This is a genomic window from Streptococcus sp. SO4 (genome assembly GCF_030440055.1).
Classification (GTDB): domain Bacteria; phylum Bacillota; class Bacilli; order Lactobacillales; family Streptococcaceae; genus Streptococcus; species Streptococcus nidrosiense.
Genome location: NZ_JAQFJI010000012.1, coordinates 16,290 through 40,158 on the forward strand (window position 1 = coordinate 16,290; position 23,869 = coordinate 40,158).

The following is a 23,869-nucleotide window of genomic DNA, read 5'->3' on the forward strand; positions in this document are numbered from 1 at the left end:
ATGGGTAAATATTCTAAAAAGGAGACTAAACATGAAGAAAAAAATCCTTGCATTTTTATTATTTTTATTTCCCTTATTCTCTTTAGGCTATGTTAATGCGGACACTATCAAGATTGTTAGTGATACCGCTTATGCACCCTTTGAGTTTAAAGATACAGACCAGACTTATAAAGGAATTGATGTCGACATCATCAATAAAGTCGCTGAGATAAAAGGATGGAATATCCAAATGTCTTATCCAGGCTTTGATGCTGCTGTCAATGCGGTCCAAGCAGGGCAAGCAGATGCGATCATGGCTGGTATGACAAAAACCAAAGAACGTGAAAACGTCTTTACCATGTCTGATACATACTATGATACAAAAGTTGTCATCGCAACGACTAAGTCTAACAAAATCACTAAGTATGAAGAACTCAGTGGTAAAACTGTAGGTGTTAAAAACGGTACTGCCGCACAACGTTTCCTAGAAAGCATCAAAGATAAATATGGATTCACTATCAAAACCTTTGATACTGGTGATTTGATGAATAATAGTTTAAGTACTGGTGCTGTAAATGCCATCATGGATGACAAACCAGTCATCGAGTACGCTATTAACCAAGGGCAAGATCTCAGTATCAACATGGACGGAGAAGCCGTTGGAAGCTTTGCTTTTGGAGTTAAAAAAGGTAGCAAATACGAATACCTAGTTACAGAATTTAACGAAGCTTTAGCTCAGATGAAAAAAGATGGTAGCTTGGACAAAATTATCAAGAAATGGACAAGTTCCTCTAAAACTAGTTCACAAGTGACTTCTCTCACTTCAACTACAAGTGCAGGTCAAAAAGCTACTCCAGTCAAATCAAAATACGTTATCGCAAGTGATTCTTCATTTGCACCATTCGTTTTCCAAAACTCAAGCAACCAGTACACTGGTATTGATATGGACTTGATCAAGGCTATTGCCGAAGACCAAGGTTTTGAAATTGAAATCACCAACCCAGGTTTTGACGCTGCTATTAACGCGGTTCAATCTGGTCAAGCTGATGGTATGATTGCTGGTATGTCTGTTACAGACGCTCGTAAAGAAACCTTTGATTTCTCTGATTCTTACTATACAGCTAATACTATTCTTGGAGTTAAGGAATCAAGTACCATTTCTTCTTATGAAGATTTGAAGGGTAAAACCGTTGGTGTTAAAAACGGTACTGCTTCTCAAACCTTCCTAACTGAAAATCAAAGCAAATATGGTTATAAAATTAAAACCTTTGCAGACGGTTCATCTATGTATGACAGCTTGAACACTGGTTCAATTGACGCTGTGATGGATGACGAACCAGTTCTTAAATACTCTATTAGCCAAGGGCAAAAATTAAAAACACCAATCGAAGGTACTCCAATCGGTGAAACTGCTTTTGCAGTTAAAAAGGGAAGCAATCCTGAATTGATTGAAATGTTCAACAACGGTCTTGCAAATCTTAAAGCAAGCGGTGAGTTCCAAAAGATTCTTGATAAATACCTTGCAACTGATTCAACAAGTGAATCATCAACTGTTGACGAAACTACTATCTTGGGCTTGTTGAAAAACAACTACAAACAACTCCTAAGTGGACTTGGAATTACCCTTTCTCTAGCTTTGATTTCCTTTGCAATTGCGATTGTTATCGGGATTATCTTTGGTATGTTTAGCGTTAGTCCTTATAAATCACTTCGTCTTATTTCAGAAATCTTTGTCGATGTGATTCGTGGTATTCCATTGATGATTCTTGCTGCCTTTATCTTCTGGGGAGTTCCTAACTTTATTGAATCTCTTACAGGCCAACAGAGTCCAATCAATGACTTTGTCGCTGGTACAATCGCCCTCTCCCTAAACTCAGCCGCTTATATCGCTGAAATTGTTCGTGGTGGTATTAAGGCTGTTCCTATCGGACAAATGGAAGCTAGTCGAAGCCTTGGTATCTCTTACAGTAAAACCATGCGTAAAATTGTCTTGCCACAAGCAACAAAACTTATGCTTCCAAACTTCGTCAACCAATTTGTCATCGCTTTGAAAGATACAACTATTGTATCTGCAATCGGTTTGGTTGAGCTCTTCCAGACTGGTAAGATTATCATTGCTCGTAACTACCAAAGTTTCAAAATGTATGCAATTCTCGCAGTCTTCTATCTTGTGATTATCACTCTTCTTACTAGACTTGCAAAACGCTTAGAAAAGAGGATTCAATAATGGCTAAATTAAAAATCGATGTCGATAATTTACATAAACAATATGGTAAAAACAAAGTCCTTAAAGGAATCTCAGCAAAATTCTATGAAGGAGATGTTGTTTGTATCATTGGACCTTCTGGTTCAGGTAAATCAACTTTCTTGCGTAGCTTGAATCTCCTTGAGGAAGGTACAAAAGGTCATATCACAGTTAATGGCTATGATTTGACGGATAAAGCAACCAACGTGGACCACGTTCGTGAAAATATCGGAATGGTGTTCCAGCACTTCAATCTTTTCCCACACATGACGGTATTGGAAAATATCACTTTCGCTCCAGTAGAGCATAAGTTGATGACTAAGGCCGAAGCTGAAAAATTGGGAATGGAACTTCTTGAAAAAGTTGGACTCGCTGATAAGGCTAATGCAAATCCTGAAAGCCTATCAGGTGGTCAAAAACAGCGTGTGGCTATCGCTCGTGGTCTAGCCATGAACCCTGATATCATGCTCTTTGACGAACCAACTTCTGCCCTTGACCCTGAGATGGTCGGTGACGTTCTTAACGTTATGAAGGAATTGGCTGAACAAGGTATGACTATGATCATCGTAACCCACGAAATGGGATTCGCCCGCAAGGTTGCCAATCGTGTGATTTTTACCGCAGACGGTGAATTCCTTGAGGACGGTACACCTGACCAAATCTTTGATAACCCACAACATCCTCGTCTTAAAGAATTTTTAGACAAGGTTCTAAACGCCTAGAAGAAGAGGCAGGGCTAAAAGTCTTTATAATCAAAAAAACGCATTGTATCAGGTATAAAAACTTGATATTATGCGTTTTATTGTGGAAAGATTTACTTCGGTTTCTCCTAATACTCAATGAAAATCAAAGAGCAAACTAGGAAGCTACCGCAGGTTGCTCAAAGCACTGCTTTGAGGTTGTAGATAGAATTGATGAAGTCAGCTCAAAGCACTGCTTTGAGGTTGTAGATAGAATTGATGAAGTCAGCTCAAAGCACTGCTTTGAGGTTGTAGATAGAACTGATGAAGTCAGCTCAAAACACTGTTTTAAGGTTGTAGATGGAACTGATGAAGTCAGCTCAAAACACTGTTTTGAGGTTGTAAATAGAACTGACGAAGTCAGTAACATATATACGGTAAGGCGACGCTGACGTGGTTTGAAGAGATTTTCGAAGAGTATGAAATTAAGTTTATGCCCAGACTCTTAATATAGACGTATTGGATTTTTGGATTTTTTAGAAAATTATGATAAAATAAAGGATATGAAAAATGGGGACTCCTCATGCCTAGTTTAACTAGGAAACAAAATAGAAATTAGGTAGCTAGATGTCATCAAAAGTTATTGTTACAATTTTCGGTGCAAGTGGGGATTTGGCCAAACGTAAGCTCTACCCTTCACTTTTTAGACTTTATAAATCAGGTAATCTTTCTGATCATTTTGCTGTTATTGGAACTGCTCGCAGACCTTGGAGTAAGGAGTATTTCGAATCTGTCGTTGTCGAATCTATTTTAGACTTGGCAGATAGTGTGGAAGAAGCTCAAGCATTTGCGAGTCATTTTTACTATCAAAGTCACGATGTTAATGATACTGAGCACTACATCGAATTACGCAAGCTTCAAGCTGAATTAAACGAAAAATATCAGACTGAGCACAACAAACTCTTCTTCCTCTCAATGGCACCTCAGTTCTTTGGTACCATTGCTAAACACCTCAAATCAGAGCAGATTGTTGACGGTAAAGGCTTTGAACGTTTGATTGTTGAGAAACCTTTTGGAACAGACTATGAGACTGCAAGCAAACTAAACGAAGAACTCCTAGCTACTTTTAACGAAGAGCAAATCTATCGTATCGACCACTATCTCGGTAAAGAAATGATTCAAAGTATTTTTGCTATTCGCTTTGCCAATATGATTTTTGAAAATGTTTGGAATCGTGAGCACATCGATAACGTACAGATTACCTTTGCAGAGCGTCTAGGTGTTGAAGAACGTGGTGGCTACTATGATGAATCTGGTGCCCTTCGAGACATGGTTCAAAACCACACACTTCAGCTTCTGTCACTCCTCGCCATGGACAAGCCAGCAAGCTTTACAAAGGATGACATTCGTGCAGAGAAAATCAAAGTCTTTAAAAATCTTTACCACCCTACAGATGAGGAACTCAAAGAACAATTCATCCGTGGTCAATATCGTTCTGGTAAAGTCGATGGCATGAAATACATCTCTTACCGTAGCGAACCAAATGTCAACCCTGAATCTATGACAGAAACCTTTGCTTCAGGTGCCTTCTTTGTAAATACTGATCGCTTCCGTGATGTACCTTTCTTCTTCCGTACAGGGAAACGCCTCACTGAAAAAGGAACACACGTGAACATTGTCTTCAAGCAAATGGATTCCATTTTCGGAGAGCCTCTAGCACCAAACGTGCTTACCATCTATATCCAACCAACTGAAGGATTCTCTCTCAGTCTTAACGGTAAAAAGGTCGGTGAAGAGTTTAGCCTTGCGCCAAATTCTCTTGACTATCGAACAGATGCAACTGCAACAGGTGCTTCGCCAGATCCATATGAAAAACTCATCTATGATGTTTTGAACAATAATTCAACTAACTTTAGCCACTGGGATGAAGTGAGTGCCTCATGGAAATTAATTGACCGTATTGAAAAGCTTTGGGCTGAAAACGGTGCTCAACTCCATGACTATAAGGCTGGTAGCATGGGACCTCAAGCTAGCTTTGATTTACTTGAAAAATACGGAGCTGAGTGGACCTGGCAACCAGATATCGCCTATCGTAAAGATGGTCGTTTAGAATAATCAAAAACAATCCTGCAAGAATTCTTGCAGGATTTTCTTTTATATCAAACCTTCTAGAAGGCCCTTCATAAAGTTTTCAGAGTTAAACTCACCGATATCATCAATCTTTTCACCAAAACCAATCAACTTAACAGGAATATTGAGTTCTTCACGGATAGCCAGAACGACACCACCTCGGGCAGTTCCATCAATTTTGGTTAAGACAATTCCTGTAACAGGCGTAATTTTTGAAAACTCTTTGGCTTGTACAAGAGCATTTTGACCTGTTGAGGCATCCAGAGCTAGGAAGGTTTCATGCGGAGCTTCTGGCACGACACGTTTAATGATACGACCAATTTTTTCCAACTCTGCCATCAAGTTTTCCTTGTTTTGTAAACGGCCAGCTGTATCAATCATGAGAATATCAACATCTTCTGCTACTGCGCGTTCCATTCCATCAAAGACCACACTGGCAGGATCTGCTTTTTCAGGTCCAGTAACTACAGGAACATCTACACGACGACCCCATTCAGCTAGCTGGGCAACCGCACCAGCACGGAAGGTATCCGCAGCAACCAGCATGACCTTCTTGCCTGCTTGCTTGTAGCGATGTGCTAATTTACCGATTGAAGTTGTTTTCCCTACACCATTAACACCTACAAAAAGCATAACTGTCAAACCATCTTGGAAATTAATACTTTCGTTGTAGTTGCCATCCTTCTCATACAACTCCACCAATTTTTCGATAATAACACGACGAAGGGCATCTGGTTTCTTGGCATTTTCAAGTTTAGCTTCGTAACGTAGCTCTTCTGTTAAGTTTGAAGCTACCTGTACACCAACGTCACTCATGATTAAGAGTTCTTCTAGTTCTTCAAAGAATTCTTCATCAACAGAACGGAAGTTAGCAAAGAAGGCATTCAAACGAGCACCAAATCCCGTACGAGTTTTCTTGAGACTACGGTCATATTTTTCCTGTACAGTCTCTTGGACTTGAGGAATTTCTTCGCTTACTAGATCTTCTTCCACTTCTTCAGAAGTGTCTGCTTCCGTTTCGTCTGGTTGAACTTGATCAGATTCTTCCTCGCCACTATCACTTGAAGGTACTTCTTCGACTGGTGACTCAGATTTTTCTGCAACAAACTCTGCTACATCTTGAACTCTTTCTTCAGTTTCTTCAACTTTTGTTGACTCTTCCTGACAACAATGGCATTCAGTTTCCTCTTCAAACTGAGTCTCTTCTTCCTGAGGAGTCGCTTTTGGTTCAACTGTTTCTGTAGTAGTTTCTGCTACTGGTTCTTCCGACTCACTAGCTTCTTTAGAATAAGTTTCCTCAAATTCTGAACTTTGGTCGATTTCTTCAGTATTTTTCACTTCAACTTCTTCAGTTCCAAGTGCTTCAACTTCGTCGCCAGGTTCTGTCAGATCCAAGTTTTCCAAAGCTTCTTTAACAACTTCTTCTATTTTTGGTTCTTCTTTTCTACCAAATAAACGGTCAAATAATCCCATGCTTTAGTTCTCCTTCAGTACATATTTTTCAATGGCCCAGGCAACAGCTTCCTCGTCATTGGTCATAGGGGTGACTACATTTGCAACTTCCTTGACCTCAGGCACTGCATTTTGCATAGCAACACCGAGTCCTGCCCATTCTATCATGGAAAGGTCATTGGCCTCATCTCCACAAGCCATCACCTGACTTTGGTCAATTCCTAGGTGGTCAATCAATTTAGCTAATCCAGTAGCCTTATGAACGTTCTTTGGTGACCATTCCAAAAGCATGTCACGAGATTTAAAAATTTCATAATTGTTAAACAAGTCTGATGAAATGTTAGCAATTGCTGCATCCAGTGGTTCTTGGGCAAAGGCTGTCACACATTTATTATAAGTCATTTGACTAGACAAATCTTCAAAGTCAATTGGAACGAAAGTCAGAGCAGGATTAAATTTAGCATACAGACTCTCTTGATCTGATTGGATTTGATAAACGGTGCCTTCTGAAATAGCATCTAAAGGAATGCCTAGTTTTTCAGTTTCTTCATAAATGCGTGTCACATCATCAATCGAAAAGACTGTCTTATCAAGGATTTCACCCGTATTTTTCTGAACCAAGCCTCCATTAAAGGTGATAGTATACTCATCATCATGGCCGTCTGTCCCTAGCTCTTTGAGGAAGAAATCCATGGCCTTGAGGGGACGTCCAGTTGTCAATACCACTTTGACTCCCTGATCACGCGCAGCCTTCAAAGTTGCCTTGGTACGATCCGTCAATTTCTTGTCTGTCGTCAACAAGGTTCCATCTAAGTCCAAAGCAATTAATTTAATATCCGCCATTACAATTCCTCCATATAAGCAATAACTGATTGGTCTTTGTGGTGTCCAATAACTGTTTCAGCAAGTTCTAAAATCTCTGGACGAGCATTTTCAGGTGCTACTGGATGCCCAACGACTTGCATCATGTGCAAGTCGTTGAGGTTATCACCAAAGGCCATTACTTGATCCATATCCAGATTTAATTTCTTAGCCAATTCGACAATAGCGACTCCCTTATCAACATGGTCTAAAACGATATCAATGGATTCAAAGCCTGTCGTCATAGCCTTGACCCCAGGAACATGTTCATTGACCCAAGATTCTCCAGCGTCAACCGTTTCTTCAGTGAAGTTAGTTGTGAATTTGAAAATCTCATCGGTAATCTCTTCAAGACTGGCTACTTTTTTGATATTTTCATTGTAATGATGACTAAACATAAGATAGGTTTCATCTACTGTGTCTAATACATAGCAAGCCTCTTTACCAGTCAAGAGCATCTTCTTCTCATCAAAATATGGTGAAGTCTTTAGCTTTTCAAATGTTGATAGGTAAAAATCTCGAGGCATGGTTGCTTCATAGAGGTCCTCTCCATGGAAACGAACGAGACTCCCATTTTCAGCAATGAAAATAATCTCATCTTTAACATCCGCAAAATGCTTTTCAAGTGACAAAAGGCCACGGCCAGAAGCTACTGCAAAGTAGATTCCTTTTTCTTGATAAGAATGGAGCAACTTTTTCAGACGCTCCATCTCAAATTGACCGGCACCATCCAAAAAAGTACCGTCCATATCCGTTGCTATTAATTTAATCATAAATTCTTCATACTCCAATTAATAAATCTACCTTCTATTATACCATAGAAAAAGTAAAAAAAGACGTGCTGAATTGACACGTCATTGTCTTCTATAAATCAATCCATATGCCATTTTGAAGGCCAGACTGATTTGCTTACTTTCTTTTATATCCAACCTCTCAACACTTTTCTTCCAAATCTCTTTACTGAAGTCTATTCTGAGAGTTAATCAGCTATTGCGTAAAAATTGTCAATCTTTGGCTGAGATACATTTGTCACAATCATAAATAGCATATAGTTCTTGACATATAATCTTGCATATGAAAAAATACTTGTTGGAGGTTGATCATATGACTGAAAAAATCAAAAACTGGGTTAATATTTGCGTTTTGAAAAATCAAGAAATTTTATTACTTAATAGACAGCACGATAATTTTCCTGGCTGGATTCCACCGGGGGGAAAAGTTGAATTCCCTGAAAGTTTTTTTAAAGCTGCATTACGGGAACTTAAGGAAGAGACTGGACTCACTGCATTAAATCTTGAATTAAAAGGAATTTCAGGCTTTACTAATTCAATTGGTAATGAGAGATTTGTCTTCTATGACTTTTTATGTACTCAGTTTACTGGTGAACTAAGTACATCTGCTGAAGGTGAGCCAAAATGGTGGAATCTAAAAGATATTGCTAAAATACCAATGCAAGATGAAATAAGAAAAAGGATACCACTTTATTTAAGAAAAGGAAGCTTTGAAAGTATTAACTATTGGGATGATAATAAGAAATGCATTAGTGAAAACAAAACAATTTTATTTGACTAATATTCTCTACGGTATAATCAAGGCTATCTAATAAAAATCATCTACTCTAGCAATTCTCCCCTTGTACCTATAGATAGCTAAAAAGCCTTGGAAACAGCTTATTCCAAGGCTTTCTCTACATTCTATTGTATCAATTTCCATATTCCGATTTCAGTTGTGACAAGTTTAATCATATATTTTTCCATTTTCCAATTAAAAATCTATCTTCTATTGGGCTAATTGTTATTAAAAATATAAGCCCTTTTCCACACTTTCCTGAATCAAGTCTTCTATCAGTTTCCATAATTCTTCTGATTCACTTTTTATGAACTTTTTCTTTTCTAATACCATGTCTGCACTGATATTATCAGGGTTATAATTGATTTCTGACACTTCCAAGTGATTTATCAGCGGTACCAAGGCATCGATAACTCTTGCATATCTTGCTTCAGAACTCTGCCCTTTTTCAAATTCCAACCACGAATTTTTCATTTGTAAATATTTTTCTTCTGGAAGGATACTCATTGTTTTTTCTATAGATGCTAGTTCTCTGTCATGAGAATGGAGCTTTTTTTCATCATCAAACACCCAAGTATCTCCGGCATAAATCTCACCTAAATCATGAATCAATAGCATAGAAGTGACTTTTTCCATATCCAATTTTTCAGGATAATAATCTTGAAGAATCATTGCAGCTATGGCACCCTGCCAGGAATGTTCGGCACTATTTTCAAATCTGCCATCAAGAGTTCTATTAAATCTTCTTACTGCCTTTAATTTCTCTATTTCTTTAATAAAATCAACTGAATGTTTCAAATTACTCATTGCTATTCCTGCCTTATTCGAAATTACAAATATAATAGCAAAAATTAATCTTTACATCATTAATTTCCCGTATTTGCAAAAAAACAACGCCTAATCCACATGAGATTAGACGCTGATAAAATAACTCTCGCTTATTCATCAATTCAAGGTTCTCTTGTCCATATTTGGTAAAGAGAGCTTGAACTTAATAATACAAAGTCGAATCACAAAGCCAACTATCGAGAGAATGATAAAGGCAGTAATTCTAGGAAAATGAAGAACAAATGCTAGCCAGTAATAAATAACTCCAATTACGAAAGATAGAAGGGCATAAATATCTTCTTTTAGAACACTTGGAACTTCATTGATTAAGAGGTCTCGGATAATACCTCCTCCAGCACCTGTTAGACAAGCCAAAATCCCTGCAGACATTAAATTCAATTTACTATCAGCTAAGGCTGTGGCTCCAATCAAGGAAAAGATGATTAAGCCAATCGAATCAAAAATAAGATAGGCTTCTCTCAACCACTTATAGAACTTTTTTTCATGACTAGCATTGGCCTGTTTTGAAGTCACAAAGACATACATGATAACCGCTACCAGGATAGAGACATAAATGGGGCTAGGATCTGCTAGAGAAGCAGGAAAGCGACTGATAATGGAATCTCTTAGGATTCCTCCGCCTACTGCGGTTACAATTGCCAATAAACTGATTCCAAAAATATCTAAACGTTTACCAAATCCTTTGATGGCTCCTGAAGCAGCAAAGGCTATAGTTCCAATATAATTACAGATCATTAGGAATAGATCAAAATCCATATAAGCTCCTCAAATTATTTTGTAACCCTTCCGACTTCTTGAAGGTTATTTAAATGCTTAGCTTAAAAATTTGTAACGAGCACTAACTAAGCATCCATATTCTCTAAATCTTTTAGTTTTACAGAGACAATCTTAGATACACCAGATTCCTGCATGGTCACCCCATAGATAGAGTCTGCTGCTGCCATGGTCCCCTTACGGTGGGTAACAACGATAAACTGGCTATCCTTATCAAATCGATTGAGATAATCCCCAAAGCGTTTAACGTTTGCTTCATCGAGTGCAGCTTCTACTTCATCCAAGATAACAAATGGAATGGTCTTGACACGAATGATTGAGAAGAGCAAAGCCAGAGCTGACAAAGCCTTCTCTCCACCACTCATGAGATTGAGAGACTGAATTTTCTTACCTGGAGGTTGAACAGAGATTTCGACACCTGCAGTCAATAAATCTCCTTCGGTCAAGATTAGGTCTGCTTGACCACCACCAAACATCTGCTTGAAGGTCACTTTAAAGGACTCACGAATGGCTTCGAATGTTGACTTAAAGCGTTCTTTCACTTCATCGTTCATCTCTGTAATGGTCTCAAGAAGAAGATTTTTAGCAGAAAGAATATCATCTCGTTGAGTATTTAAGAACTCCAAACGTTCATGTACTTCGTCAAACTGTTCAATAGCATCCAAATTGACTGGACCAAGTGAACGAATGGATTTTTCCAAATCCTTAACCTTTTGTTCAGCGATTGCTAAATCTTCCAACTGATTAGCTTGCTCCAAAGCTTCTGTATAGCTAATCTGGTATTCTTCAGTCAGTTGACCTTGAAGATAGCGAAGGCGGTCTGTAATTTTCTCTTTGATTGCTTCCGCTCGAGTTTGTTTACGAATCCATTCTTCATTTTGCTGACGCGCATGATCTAAATGACTAGCAATATCATCCAACTGACCTTCGATATCATCTAGTTCAAACTGTTTACGAATGAGCCCTTGTTGAATTTCTTCCTTCTGACTCTTGGCTTCTGCTTCCTGCTTGGCCAAAAGTTCTGTATCAACTTTTTCAAGATTGTCTACCTTTTCTTGCAAAAGACGTTCAATCTCTTCTTGTTCGATATTGAGGTTCTCAAGTTCTTTGTTAATCCGTTCAATATCAGAAACCTCATAACGTTTCCGTCCAAGCATTTCTGTTTTGAGCAGACGTTCTTGGGAAAGTTTATCCTGCAAGTTTTGGTAACGTTCCTGAATAGCATTTTTATTGGACTTGATTTCTTCAATTTCTGATTCTAGCTTTTGCTTTTCAGTTGATATGATTGAGAGACGTTCTTGGCATTTTTCTTTTTCAGTTTGCCAATCTCCACCTCTGAGATTGTTTAATTCTTTTTCCTGAAGTTCTAAAAGTGTTTCGAGTTCTTCGACTTGTTGGCAAGTTTGTTGATAAGCCAGATATAAGCCTTGCTCCTCTATTCGAGCTTGCTCTCCTTGGGACTTAATGATTTCCAAAGTTTGAGCGAGAGCAGTCAAGTTTTCCTGAACTGACTTCAGATTATCTTCCTCTTGACGCAGAAGATTTTCTTCTTGAGCAATCTCTTTTTGCAACTGCTCCAATTCAGGCTTGATGAAAATGCTGTTATTTTGACGATTGGCCCCACCAGCATAAGAACCACCTGTTCGCAATTCTGTACCATCTAAGGTTACCATACGAACCTGATAACGTACCTTACGAGCTGCATCACGCGCATGTTCCACTGTATCAAAGATAGCTGTCGTAGCTAGCAGATTTTTAAAGATAGCTTCAAGCTTGGCATCAAAAGTAACCAATTCATCTGCCATGCCAAGAAAACCAGGACTTGAGGCAATCACATCTTGGTTTTGACCTGAAATGCTACGAGCTTTGATAGTTGTCAAGGGTAGGAAGGTAGCGCGACCCGCTCGATTTCTCTTAAGAAAATCGATGGCCTTTGTTGCTGCCTGTTCATCTTCAACGATAATGTGTTGGCTACTTGCACCAAGGGCAATTTCAAGTGCTGTCTGATAACGAACATCAAAGGTTAAATGTTCACTAACAGCTCCAACAATACCACCTAGGCGGTTTTTCTCTTGTAAGACACTCTTAACACCAGCATAGAAATTACTATGGTTTTTAAGAATGTTTTCCAAACTTTGTGCCTTGGCCTGCTTGTTTTTCAAACTATCTAAACGGTCGAAGAGTTGATTTTGCTGACTTTGATAAGCCTGCTTTTGTGCTTCTTCTTCTTTGGCACTGGTTTGATAGTCAGCGAGTAAGTTCTGTACTTCTTCTTTAGCTGATTTAAGGGCAACTTCTTGCTCACTAGCCTTGGACTTGGCAGAAGCCAATTGTTCCTTCAAGGATTCTAATTGTTCTTCTTGCTTTTGAGTTTGTTGGCGACTATTTTCAAGGTCATTCTCAATCCGTGTTAATTTGTTAGACACATCAGCTTCTTCCTGCAAGAAAGCAACGAAGCGTTCACGCAGTTGCTCAATCATTTGGTCTGGATCATCAGAAAAAGCTAATAATTCTGCTTCTAGCTGATTGAGTGCCTTAGTATTGACAGCTAAATTTTCTTCTAACTGACTGAGATTTGCTTCTTTTTCTTCCTTCTCCTGAATGAGAGTATTTCTCTTTTCGTCCAAACTAGCTAATCGTGCTTGAGCTTCTTGTTGATTGAGAGCGACTTGTTCTGTTTCCAGTTTTGACAAGGCTAACTTACGCTCTAACTCACTGATTAGACCAGTCAAATCCATCAGTGTGGACTGGTCTTTTGACATTTCAGCTTGCAAATCATGACGTTTCTTTTTAAGAGTTTGGTTTTCTTCCTCTAACTCTTCACGCTTTTGATAGTAGCTCGTCAAAAGTTCTTGAACTTGGTTTAATTCTTCTTCTGTCACATCCAATTCAGCCTTATTGGCTTGAATTTGTGCAACCAAAACATCCAAGTAGATCGCTTTACGTTGACCGTCTAACTCCATAAATTTACGAGCTGTAGCTGCTTGTTTTTCTAAGGGCTTAATTTGATTGTCCAGCTCATAGATGATATCTTCCAAGCGGTCTAAATTATCCTGGGTTTGTTGAAGTTTGCTTTCAGTTTCTTTTCGACGGGTTTTATACTTCAAAACTCCCGCCGCTTCTTCAAAGATAGCGCGGCGTTCCTCAGGTTTGGAGTTAAAGATTTCTTCGACCTTCCCTTGTGAAATGATGGAGAAAGAATCACGTCCGAGACCAGTATCTAGGAAAAGGTCATGGATATCACGGAGACGAACTTTTTTGCCGTCAATCTTGTACTCACTATCTCCACTCCGATAGATATGACGTTCAACTTTGATTTCCTGGCCTGCATCCTTGATAAAGCCATCTTGGTTATCCAAAGTAACAATAACAGAAGCGTAGTTTAGAGGTTTCCGACTTTCTGTTCCTGCAAAGATGACATCAGGCATCTTCCCACCACGCAGACTCTTGACACTAGATTCACCAAGTGCCCAACGGAGGCTTTCAGTGATATTTGATTTCCCAGAGCCATTTGGTCCTACAACCGCCGTCACCCCTTGGTCAAAAACAACCTTGGTCTTGTCAGCAAAGGACTTAAACCCTTGGATCTCAATTTCCTTTAAATACATGAATCCAGCCCTTTCTCAACTGCATTTTTAGCGGCTTCCTGCTCGGCCAATTTTTTAGAGCGTCCTTTACCTGAACCTAGACTTTGCCCCTCAACAAGGACTTCAACCTCAAACATCTTATCATGGGCTGGCCCAATCTCTGAAATCACCTGATAACGAATATCAACATCTCCATTAACTTGGAGCAATTCTTGCAGGTGAGTCTTATAATCCTTGATCATCTCAAAATCACCAGCTTCAACCTTAGGAATCATGACTTGGTAGATAAAGGTTTTTACAGTCTTTATATCCTTGTCTAAAAGCAGAGCACCCAAAAAGGCTTCGAAGGCATCCCCCAAGATCGTATCTCGGTTACGGCCACCAGACTTTTCCTCACCCTTACCAAGCTTGATAAACTGGTCAAACTGACAATCACGGGCAAAACCAGCCAAACTTTCTTCTCGTACAATCATAGCACGGAGTTTAGACAAGTCCCCTTCTGGTTTTTTAGGGTATTTTTTAAACAGATATTCTGAAATCAATAATTGCAGAACAGCGTCTCCTAAAAATTCCAAGCGTTCGTTGTGTGAAATTTTTAAGAGGCGGTGCTCATTGGCATAACTGGTATGGGTAAAAGCTGTTTCAAGTAAGCTTTTATCTGTAAAAACAAGCTCAAAACGGTCTTGTAACACTGATTCTAATTCTTTCATGACTACCTCTTTCTAAATCATTATAATCCTATCCATTATATCAAAAAAAGGCTTCATAGTCAGAAAAGAACAGTGAAAAGCTTATTTTCTAACTTCTAGCTAAAATCAGTCCCTAGCTAGCGGATTGGGCTTTTTTTTGGTATAATAAATCTTATGGAAATTGAAAAAACCAATCGAATGAATGCTCTGTTTGAATTTTATGCAGCTCTTTTGACTGATAAACAAATGAACTATATCGAACTCTACTATGCTGATGACTATAGTTTAGCTGAAATCGCTGAAGAATTCGGTGTCAGTCGTCAGGCTGTTTATGATAATATCAAACGAACCGAAAAGATTCTGGAAGACTATGAGATGAAGCTCCATATGTACTCTGACTACATTGTTCGCAGTCAGATTTTTGATCAGATTTTGGAGCGTTATCCAGAGGATACTTTTCTGCAAGAGCAAATTGAGATTTTGACCAGTATTGATAATAGGGAGTAATCATGGAAAATCTTGTCGTTTATAAAGGAATCCCCTGTAAATTATTAGCTGCAGAGGAGCCATTTCCTAGTCGACTACAGATTATCTCGCCCAATGATATCTCCAAAGCTATGCAAATAGGTTTTAGCTGTTGGGAATATCCAAATGAAATCATGAAAGAAGTCACACCCGAAGAACTAGAGTGTTTGCAACATTTCGGACGATTTCCACTGAATTGAAAAAATAGGAGAAAAATATGGCATTTGAAAATTTAACAGAACGTTTGCAGAACGTTTTTAAAAACCTACGTAAAAAAGGAAAAATTACCGAGAGTGATATCCAAGAAGCAACCAAGGAAATTCGTCTAGCTCTTTTAGAAGCCGACGTTGCTCTTCCTGTAGTCAAGGACTTTATCAAAAAGGTTCGCGAACGTGCGATTGGGCATGAAGTCATTGATACCCTTAATCCAGCTCAACAAATCATCAAGATTGTCAATGAAGAATTGACGGAAGTCCTTGGTTCAGACACAGCTGAGATTATCAAGTCACCAAAAATTCCAACCATTATCATGATGGTCGGTTTGCAGGGGGCTGGTAAAACAACTTTTGCAGGTAAACTTGCTAACAAACTTAAAAAGGAAGAGGATGCTCGTCCTTTGATGATTGCAGCCGATATCTATCGTCCTGCTGCTATTGACCAGTTGAAAACACTTGGACAACAGATTGATGTTCCCGTATTTGCTCTTGGTACTGAAGTTCCTGCAGTTGAGATTGTTCGCCAAGGTTTGGAGCAAGCGAAAGCTAACCATAACGACTATGTCTTGATTGATACGGCCGGTCGTTTGCAAATTGATGAACTTCTCATGAATGAGCTCCGTGATGTTAAAGCACTTGCTCAACCAAATGAGATTCTCTTGGTCATCGATGCCATGATTGGTCAGGAAGCTGCAAACGTTGCGCGTGAATTCAACGCTCAGTTAGAAGTTACTGGTGTCATCCTTACAAAGATTGATGGTGATACTCGTGGTGGTGCTGCCCTTTCTGTTCGTCACATCACTGGAAAACCAATCAAGTTCACTGGTACTGGTGAAAAGATTACCGACATTGAAACCTTCCACCCTGATCGTATGGCTAGCCGTATTCTCGGTATGGGGGATATGCTGACTCTGATTGAGAAAGCTTCCCAAGAATACGATGAGCAAAAAGCCATTGAAATGGCTGAAAAGATGCGAGAAAACACCTTTGATTTCAACGATTTCATCGATCAGTTGGATCAGGTGCAAAATATGGGACCAATGGAAGATTTGCTCAAGATGATTCCAGGTATGGCCAACAATCCTGCCCTTCAAAATATGAAGGTGGATGAAAAACAAATTGCTCGCAAACGTGCCATCGTCTCTTCTATGACTCCTGAAGAACGTGAAAACCCAGACTTACTTACTCCAAGTCGCCGTCGTCGTATCGCTGCCGGTTCTGGTAATACCTTTATCGAAGTCAACAAGTTCATCAAGGACTTCAACCAAGCTAAACAACTCATGCAAGGTGTCATGTCGGGTGACATGAACAAGATGATGAAACAGATGGGCATCAACCCTAACAACCTTCCTAAAAATATGCCTGGAGGTATGGATATGTCAGCCCTTGAAGGTATGATGGGACAAGGTGGTATGCCTGACTTGTCAGCTCTTGGAGGAGCAGGAATGCCTGATATGAGCCAGATGTTCGGTGGAGGTCTCAAGGGCAAAATCGGTGAATTTGCTATGAAGCAATCCATGAAACGCATGGCTAATAAAATGAAAAAAGCTAAGAAAAAACGCAAATAAAAGGGACTCGCTTGAGTCCTTTTTCTGTCTAGTTATTTCGAAGTTTTTCCAAAGTCTCTTTAAAGATAGCTGGGATATCGGAAGTAAATTCCATATTTTCACCAGTTCTTGGATGGGTAAAACCAAGTGTCTTAGCATGGAGAAATTGCCCATGACCTTTCAAGGTTTTACGAGGCCCGTAAACCTCATCCCCAGCGACTGGATGACCGATATAAGCCATATGTACACGGATTTGGTGAGTTCGTCCTGTTTCCAATTGCAATTCCAGCAAAGTATAATCACCAAAGCGTTCCAAGACTTGGAAACGTGTCACTGCTGGTTTCCCTTTTGCAGTCACAGCTTGTTTCTTACGATCTTTTTCGCTACGTCCGATTGGTGCTTCAATGACACCGCGGTCATTTGGAAGATTACCGTGAACAATGGCCCAATACTTACGAAGAGATTTCTTGTCCTTCAATTCTTGAGCTAGTGCTAAATGGGCATCATCGTTTTTAGCAATCATCAAGAGACCTGAAGTATCCTTATCAATACGATGGACAATCCCTGGACGCAAGACACCATTGATGCCCGATAGGTCCTTGATGTGGTACATAAGGGCGTTAACCAAGGTACCACTCGTATGTCCAGCACTTGGATGAACAACCATCCCTTGAGGTTTATTGACTACTGCTACATCCTCATCTTGATAAATGATTTCTAGAGGAATATCTTCAGCTACATACTCCAAAACCTCTGGTTCTGGCACCTGATAAGTAACGACATCGCCCTCTTGGACCGTATACTTGGCTTTTTTGACCTGACCATTGACCAAGACTTGACCTGATTTGATTTGTTCATTGGCGAGACTTCGCGACAGTTCTGTTAAATCTGACAAAGCCTTATCTAAGCGTAGTCCACCTGTTTCAATTTTAATTTCCATTCATTTCCTCTTTTAGCATTGCAAGCAATAATACAATCACTCCGACCGTCAGATAGCTATCAGCCACATTGAATATGGCAAAATTAACAAAGTCTAAGTGAAACATATCCACGACAAATCCTTGACTGATACGATCGATAAAGTTCCCAAGGCCACCTGCAATAATCAAAACCAATCCAAAGACAGTCCAGAAAGAATCCTCTATATGCTTATGCAAATACCAGATAGCTCCTACCATGACCACTAAGGTAATCACTGCAAAAAACCACTGTTGATCTTGAAGCATAGAAAAGGCTGCCCCCCTATTTTGCAGATAGGTTAAACTAACTAGATTTGGGATCCATGACTTGATTTCACCAAGAGCAATATTTTGAACGACGTACGCCTTTACAAATTGATCTAAGATAATCAAGGCTGCTATAATCCCTGCAATTATTCCTCTTTTTTTCATGCTTTCCTCTTCTGATCAAAATACTCTTGCATAACCTCTACAAATAAAGTCCCTGCTTGGCTCAAGTCTACTTCCTCACGTTTTACATAAACCATGCGATTATTGAGATTATCATTTAATGGAATAACGGTGATCCCGTTCACACTGTCGCTATCTAAGAATCCAGAACCAGTCGCATAAGCATTTGTTCTTTCAAGAATCCCATTTAAGGTAGCACGGTCAGTTACATTAAACATTTGAGAGCTAGCACTGGTATCCACAAAGTTCTCTGAGTAATAAAGATACTCATCCTTTTCCTGTGTGAATCGCACTGTTGGTAAATCAGCTAAATCTTCCATGACCAACTCTTTTTTCTTGGCTAAAGGATGCCCTTCACGCAGATAGATATGGGTTTGGAAAGGAATCAACTCAATCACTTCAAGTCCTAACTTTTCAACCCGTTGCATAATTCCCTTTTGGTTTTGATTGTTGAGGTAGATAATTCCAATCTCACTATGTCCTTGAGCTACTTCATCCAAAATCTGAACAGTTGTTGATTCAAAAATACGGAAATTCTTATAGTCAGGATATTGTTGCGAAAAAGCTGTAATGGTTGGTGGCAAGAAATCATAGTGCTGACTGGCTATTGAAAACTCATCTTTCTCCTCTTCAGGATTGGCATACTGATTTTGGAAAACATCAAATCCTTTAACCAACTCTTGTGCCTTTTCATAAAATTCCATCCCACGACGTGTAAGAAAAGTTCCTGAACTGGTTCTGCGGAAAATCTTGAAGCCAAGCTCTTTTTCCAAGTCTCTTACAGAAATAGATAGACTCGGCTGGCTAACGTACATTTTCTCAGCCGCTTCACGAAAAGTACCACTATTAGCAATAGCTACGACGTAGCGTAATTGTTGAATATTCATGATTTCTCCTTTGATTTCTATCTTATCATTATACCATAAATCAAGCCTATCCAACAAAGGAAAATCATAAGACAGTTACTACTAAGAAAAGCAAACAAAAAACACCTTTCAAGTTAGATAAAATTCTAACCCCAAGGTGTCATTATTAAGATTATTTAGCTGCTGCGTAAAGCTCGTCTACTTTATTCCAGTTGATAACTGAGAAGAAAGCTTTGATGTAGTCAGGACGAACGTTACGGTATTTCACGTAGTAAGCATGTTCCCAAACGTCCAAGCCCAAGATTGGTTTTTTACCTTCTGAGATTGGTGTGTCTTGGTTTGCAGTTGAAGTCACTTCAAGCTTACCTTCTTTGTTCACAACCAACCATGCCCATCCAGAACCGAAACGAGTTGTTGCTGCTGCAGTGAAGGCTGCTTGGAATTCTTCGAATGAACCGAAAGTTTCATCGATTGCTGCTGCAAGTTCTGCTGATGGAGCTGTTTTCTCAGGAGTCATCAATTCCCAGAAAAGAGCGTGGTTCAAATGTCCACCACCGTTGTTGATAAGCGCTTGACGGATATCAGCTGGGATAGATTCTACATCAGCAAGCAAAGCTTCGAGGTCTTCACCAATTTCAGGGTGTTTTTCAAGAGCTGCATTTGCATTATTAACGTAAGTTTGGTGATGTTTGTCATGGTGCAAGTGCATTGTTTCAGCATCGATGTATGGTTCCAATGCGTCGTAAGCGTATGGAAGATCTGGTAAGATAATAGCCATCTGTAATACCTCTTTTTCTTTCTATATAAAGATGATAACGCAATCATCCTATTTTTTCAAGTTATTTGCTCAATTTGACTGGCTAGCAATCTGCAACAAAGCCTTCTCAAACAAGTAGCCTTTCTCATAAACTCCTGTCTTAATTTGGTAATCAGCTTGGATGAGATGACGAATAGAATTCTGGAGAAAATCAAGGGATAGTCTTCGAGAATCACGAAGGGCAAATTTGATTTGGTAGGGATTCGGATTGCGACCAAGATAGTGACCTAAACTGCTGACCATCTGGGACTCTGTCTGACCTGACTCTTGCAAAATTTTCACTTGTGTATAGAGTCTGAACTGCCCCAACATAATGGCAATCAGTTTAATCTCATCTTCTCCCTGCAAAGTCAAATCTTTGACTAAATCACGTGCCTGATCAATCTTCTTAGTCAATATTAACTGAGTTAAATCAAAGATATTATCCTGCAAAGTCTTTGGTATGGCCTCAACAATGTCTTCTTCGGTAATCCGGTCATCATCCTTATAAGACTGTAAGAAGAGTAGGTTTTTCTGAATTTCACTGAATTGAAAACCTGATTTGATAAGTAACTGTTCGAAGGATTTTCCATCAAAGGAAAGTCCTTGTTCCTGAGCCCACTTTTGAAAATAAGCACGCATCTCTTGTTCTTTTGGCTCGATGGCTTCAAAAATCTTGGCATCCCTCTTTAGAATTTTAACTAGACGGCGCTTGCTGTCTAGTTTACCTTCAGCAAAAATAACTAATTTACTCGTCGGAGATGGATTTTCCAAATATTCTTCAAAAGCCTTAAGCTCGTCATCAGATAGATAGCGTTTTTTAGCTGTTGTTATATCGAGAAAATGATCTAAAATAACAATTTTTTCATCCGCAAAGAAAGGAAGACTGACCAGCTCTAGTTCCAAGTTTTTGTAGTCTACTTCTTTCATATCAAAATAAGCAAAGTTCAAATCAGCAGAATCGTAGCCAATTTGCTTTAGTACCTGAGTTTTCATGACTTCATACTGTCCTTGATCAGGGCCTGTAAACAAGGTCAAACTAGGTAAATTTGATAAAGATAGCTTTTGGCTTTCTTCTATTGCTAGCATCATTTCTCCTTTCTTTTTAGTTTCTCTTTTATTTAATCAATATAATTCAATTTACCACGGAAATCTTCAAGGTTTTCATAACCTTTTTCCGCCATAATTTCTTTGAGTTCCTTAGTAATACGTTCAAAAGCACCTACTCCTTCTTTATGTAGGGTAGTTCCTACCTGCACCATGCTGGCACCACATAGGATATGTTCAAAAGCATCACGTCCTGTTAATACTCCACCAGTTCCGATGATTTGAATTTCTGGATTCAAGCGTTGATAGAAAGCATGGACATTTGCAAGGGCTGTTGGTTTGATGTATTCTCCACCAATCCCACCAAAGCCATTCTTAGGACGAATCACGACTGACTCATCTTCAATATAAAGACCATTTCCGATAGAGTTAACACAGTTGACAAACTTAAGTGGGTATTTGTTGAAAATCGCTGCAGCTTGATCAAAATGAACAATATCAAAATAAGGTGGAAGCTTAATTCCTAAAGGTTTTGTAAAATACTCAAAGACTTCTGATAAGATACGATCTGTAGTTTCAAAGTCATAGGCAATCTGAGGTTTACCAGGTACATTTGGACATGAGAGATTGAGTTCAGTTAGACCACGAAAATCACTCTCTTGAACTTTTTTCAAGATGGTATGAGTTTCCTCTGGAGACATTCCAACTAATGATAAAAAGAAGGTACGGTTTGGTTCCTTGTTTTGCAATTCCAATAGATAGTTTAAGTAATAATCTAAACCATTATTTGGTAGACCCATAGAGTTGATTGAACCGAGTGGAACATCTTGATAACGTGGTTCAGGATTCCCCTGACGAAATTCCAAGGTTGCTGTCTTAGTGACAAAGGTTCCTGCTGCCGAGTTTTTGACACCTTCCAACTCCTCAACCGTCATACAAGCAACTCCTGCCGCATTCATCAAGCAATTGTCAAACTCAAAACCAGCAATCTGTGTTTTAGTTGATACCATGATTCTATTCCTCCAGATTCCTTTATATCTCTACTATTATACCATACTTTGACTTTTGCTTTTCAATAAAACCATTTCCATAGAAAAGGTTCGTTTTTTAGCAAGTTCTGAATCAGTTGTGTCAAATTGAAAGAATTTTTAGAAAATTTGTGTTTTTTTCTTTACACTGAAAAAATTTTCTGCTATAATGACTCATGTAATAAAATATGACAACAAAAAGGAGAACGATATGACATCTGCTAAAGAATATATCCAAAGCGTGTTTGAAACTGTAAAAGCTCGTAACGGGCATGAGGCTGAATTTCTCCAGGCAGTTGAAGAATTCTTCAGCACTTTGGAGCCTGTCTTTGAAAAACACCCTGAGTATATTGAAGAAAATATCTTGGCACGTATCACTGAACCTGAGCGCGTAATTTCTTTCCGTGTTCCTTGGGTTGACCGTGATGGAAAAGTTCAAGTTAACCGTGGTTACCGTGTTCAATTCAACTCAGCTGTTGGACCATATAAAGGCGGACTTCGTTTCCACCCAACTGTAAACCAAGGGATCTTGAAATTCCTCGGTTTCGAACAAATCTTTAAAAACGTTTTGACTGGACTTCCAATCGGTGGAGGTAAAGGTGGATCAGACTTTGACCCTAAAGGCAAAACTGATGCTGAAGTGATGCGCTTCTGCCAAAGCTTCATGACCGAATTGCAAAAATACATCGGACCATCTCTTGACGTACCTGCTGGTGATATCGGTGTTGGTGGACGTGAGATTGGTTACCTTTACGGTCAATACAAACGCCTCAACCAATTTGATGCTGGTGTCTTGACTGGTAAACCTCTTGGATTTGGTGGTAGCTTGATTCGTCCAGAAGCAACTGGTTACGGTTTGATTTACTACACTGAAGAAATGCTTAAAGCTAACGGCAACAGCTTTGCTGGTAAGAAAGTTGTGATTTCAGGTTCTGGTAACGTAGCTCAATACGCTCTTCAAAAAGCAACTGAACTTGGTGCAACTGTTATCTCTGTATCTGACTCAAATGGTTATGTCATCGATGAAAATGGTATCGACTTTGACCTTCTTACAGACGTTAAAGAAAAACGCCGTGCTCGTTTGACTGAGTACGCTGCAGAAAAACCAACTGCTACTTACTATGAAGGTTCTGTATGGACTTACACTGGAAACTACGATATCGCTCTTCCATGTGCGACTCAAAATGAGATCAATGGTGAAGCTGCTAAACGCTTGGTTGCTCAAGGAGTTATCTGTGTATCTGAAGGAGCTAACATGCCTAGCGACCTTGAAGCTATCAAAGTCTACAAGGAAAATGGAATCCTTTACGGACCTGCCAAAGCTGCTAATGCTGGTGGTGTAGCTGTATCTGCTCTTGAAATGAGCCAAAACAGCCTTCGCCTTTCATGGACACGTGAAGAAGTTGACGGTCGTTTGAAAGATATCATGACTAACATCTTCAACACAGCTAAAACAACTGCAGAAACTTACGGTCTTGGAACTGACTACCTTGCAGGTGCTAACATTGCAGCCTTTGAAAACGTAGCAAACGCTATGATTGCACAAGGGATTGTGTAATTCCTAGTAACTACATAACTCCTCACATCTCCTGTGAGGAGTTTTTTCTTATACATAAAAAAA

Annotated in this window: 21 protein-coding genes; 8 read left to right on the forward strand and 13 right to left on the reverse strand. The window is 39.2% G+C overall.

The window, feature by feature from the left end; all coding sequences use genetic code 11:
- The first annotated feature begins 31 nt into the window (after positions 1 to 31).
- The 3 genes from PCY08_RS07945 to zwf all read left to right on the forward strand — a co-directional run bounded on the left by PCY08_RS07945 (position 32) and on the right by zwf (position 5,019).
- Entirely contained in the window at positions 32 to 2,206 is a 2,175-nt protein-coding gene (locus tag PCY08_RS07945; protein WP_301559999.1) for an ABC transporter substrate-binding protein/permease, read from the forward strand.
- Positions 2,206 to 2,946: an amino acid ABC transporter ATP-binding protein gene (locus PCY08_RS07950; protein ID WP_001096308.1), complete on the forward strand. Its 741-nt coding sequence runs from the start codon at positions 2,206 to 2,208 to the stop codon at positions 2,944 to 2,946. Before PCY08_RS07945 ends, PCY08_RS07950 begins: the two co-directional genes overlap by 1 nt.
- A gap of 585 nt (positions 2,947 to 3,531) precedes the next feature.
- Complete coding sequence (gene zwf / locus PCY08_RS07955; protein ID WP_301560000.1) at positions 3,532 to 5,019, forward strand: glucose-6-phosphate dehydrogenase; 1,488 nt, start codon at positions 3,532 to 3,534, stop codon at positions 5,017 to 5,019.
- A gap of 39 nt (positions 5,020 to 5,058) precedes the next feature.
- On the opposite strand, the gene ftsY is transcribed toward zwf, so the two are convergent.
- From ftsY to PCY08_RS07970, 3 genes are read right to left on the reverse strand one after another with little or no spacing between them, the layout of a single operon-like run.
- Positions 5,059 to 6,507, reverse strand: a complete 1,449-nt coding sequence (gene ftsY / locus PCY08_RS07960) for a signal recognition particle-docking protein FtsY (protein WP_301560001.1) — start codon at positions 6,505 to 6,507, stop codon at positions 5,059 to 5,061.
- Between the two features lie 3 nt (positions 6,508 to 6,510).
- Positions 6,511 to 7,329, reverse strand: coding sequence for a Cof-type HAD-IIB family hydrolase (locus PCY08_RS07965; protein ID WP_301560002.1), 819 nt, complete (start codon positions 7,327 to 7,329; stop codon positions 6,511 to 6,513).
- On the reverse strand, positions 7,329 to 8,120 hold the full coding sequence (locus PCY08_RS07970; protein WP_301560003.1) for a Cof-type HAD-IIB family hydrolase: 792 nt from the start codon (positions 8,118 to 8,120) through the stop codon (positions 7,329 to 7,331). Before PCY08_RS07970 ends, PCY08_RS07965 begins: the two co-directional genes overlap by 1 nt.
- A gap of 331 nt (positions 8,121 to 8,451) precedes the next feature.
- Between PCY08_RS07970 and PCY08_RS07975 the strand changes: the two genes are divergently transcribed.
- Positions 8,452 to 8,919, forward strand: a complete 468-nt coding sequence (locus PCY08_RS07975; protein WP_301560004.1) for an 8-oxo-dGTP diphosphatase — start codon at positions 8,452 to 8,454, stop codon at positions 8,917 to 8,919.
- 225 nt (positions 8,920 to 9,144) lie between these two features.
- Here PCY08_RS07975 and PCY08_RS07980 read toward each other — a convergent pair whose 3' ends face one another.
- From PCY08_RS07980 to rnc, 4 genes are all read right to left on the reverse strand, one after another.
- Positions 9,145 to 9,723, reverse strand: a complete 579-nt coding sequence (locus PCY08_RS07980) for an HD family hydrolase (protein ID WP_301560005.1) — start codon at positions 9,721 to 9,723, stop codon at positions 9,145 to 9,147.
- Between the two features lie 138 nt (positions 9,724 to 9,861).
- Positions 9,862 to 10,521, reverse strand: coding sequence for a trimeric intracellular cation channel family protein (locus PCY08_RS07985; protein ID WP_301560006.1), 660 nt, complete (start codon positions 10,519 to 10,521; stop codon positions 9,862 to 9,864).
- Between the two features lie 86 nt (positions 10,522 to 10,607).
- Positions 10,608 to 14,147 (reverse strand): chromosome segregation protein SMC, encoded by a 3,540-nt coding sequence (smc, locus tag PCY08_RS07990; protein ID WP_301560007.1) that lies wholly within the window; start codon positions 14,145 to 14,147, stop codon positions 10,608 to 10,610.
- Positions 14,138 to 14,836: a ribonuclease III gene (gene rnc / locus PCY08_RS07995; protein WP_000661075.1), complete on the reverse strand. Its 699-nt coding sequence runs from the start codon at positions 14,834 to 14,836 to the stop codon at positions 14,138 to 14,140. The genes smc and rnc overlap by 10 nt, the downstream gene beginning before the upstream one ends.
- Positions 14,837 to 14,989: 153 nt before the next feature.
- Between rnc and PCY08_RS08000 the strand changes: the two genes are divergently transcribed.
- Genes PCY08_RS08000 through ffh form a run of 3 tightly spaced genes read left to right on the forward strand, consistent with a single transcriptional unit; the run spans position 14,990 to position 17,123 of the window.
- Positions 14,990 to 15,322, forward strand: coding sequence for a putative DNA-binding protein (locus PCY08_RS08000; protein WP_000402065.1), 333 nt, complete (start codon positions 14,990 to 14,992; stop codon positions 15,320 to 15,322).
- A 2-nt stretch (positions 15,323 to 15,324) separates the two neighbouring features.
- Positions 15,325 to 15,540, forward strand: coding sequence for a 2-oxoglutarate:acceptor oxidoreductase (locus PCY08_RS08005; protein ID WP_301560008.1), 216 nt, complete (start codon positions 15,325 to 15,327; stop codon positions 15,538 to 15,540).
- Between the two features lie 17 nt (positions 15,541 to 15,557).
- Positions 15,558 to 17,123: a signal recognition particle protein gene (ffh, locus tag PCY08_RS08010; protein ID WP_301560009.1), complete on the forward strand. Its 1,566-nt coding sequence runs from the start codon at positions 15,558 to 15,560 to the stop codon at positions 17,121 to 17,123.
- A 28-nt stretch (positions 17,124 to 17,151) separates the two neighbouring features.
- Here the strand turns inward: ffh and PCY08_RS08015 are convergent, their stop codons facing one another.
- The 6 genes from PCY08_RS08015 to PCY08_RS08040 all read right to left on the reverse strand — a co-directional run bounded on the left by PCY08_RS08015 (position 17,152) and on the right by PCY08_RS08040 (position 22,230).
- The gene (locus PCY08_RS08015) at positions 17,152 to 18,042 is read right to left on the reverse strand and encodes an RluA family pseudouridine synthase (RefSeq protein WP_301560010.1); all 891 of its coding nucleotides are present in this window, start codon (positions 18,040 to 18,042) and stop codon (positions 17,152 to 17,154) included.
- On the reverse strand, positions 18,032 to 18,493 hold the full coding sequence (gene lspA, locus PCY08_RS08020) for a signal peptidase II (RefSeq protein WP_301560011.1): 462 nt from the start codon (positions 18,491 to 18,493) through the stop codon (positions 18,032 to 18,034). Before lspA ends, PCY08_RS08015 begins: the two co-directional genes overlap by 11 nt.
- Positions 18,490 to 19,398, reverse strand: a complete 909-nt coding sequence (locus tag PCY08_RS08025) for a LysR family transcriptional regulator (RefSeq protein ID WP_049526940.1) — start codon at positions 19,396 to 19,398, stop codon at positions 18,490 to 18,492. Before PCY08_RS08025 ends, lspA begins: the two co-directional genes overlap by 4 nt.
- A 151-nt stretch (positions 19,399 to 19,549) precedes the next feature.
- Positions 19,550 to 20,155 (reverse strand): superoxide dismutase SodA, encoded by a 606-nt coding sequence (sodA, locus tag PCY08_RS08030; protein WP_006150800.1) that lies wholly within the window; start codon positions 20,153 to 20,155, stop codon positions 19,550 to 19,552.
- A gap of 69 nt (positions 20,156 to 20,224) precedes the next feature.
- Positions 20,225 to 21,262, reverse strand: a complete 1,038-nt coding sequence (gene holA, locus PCY08_RS08035; protein ID WP_301560012.1) for a DNA polymerase III subunit delta — start codon at positions 21,260 to 21,262, stop codon at positions 20,225 to 20,227.
- Between the two features lie 32 nt (positions 21,263 to 21,294).
- Positions 21,295 to 22,230, reverse strand: a complete 936-nt coding sequence (locus tag PCY08_RS08040; protein ID WP_301560013.1) for a dihydroorotate oxidase — start codon at positions 22,228 to 22,230, stop codon at positions 21,295 to 21,297.
- Between the two features lie 229 nt (positions 22,231 to 22,459).
- Here PCY08_RS08040 and gdhA point away from each other — a divergent pair, with 229 nt between their 5' ends.
- Positions 22,460 to 23,806 carry an NADP-specific glutamate dehydrogenase gene (gdhA, locus tag PCY08_RS08045; RefSeq protein ID WP_301560014.1) on the forward strand — a complete coding sequence of 449 codons (1,347 nt, stop codon included), beginning with the start codon at positions 22,460 to 22,462 and terminating at the stop codon, positions 23,804 to 23,806.
- Positions 23,807 to 23,869: the final 63 nt, after the last annotated feature.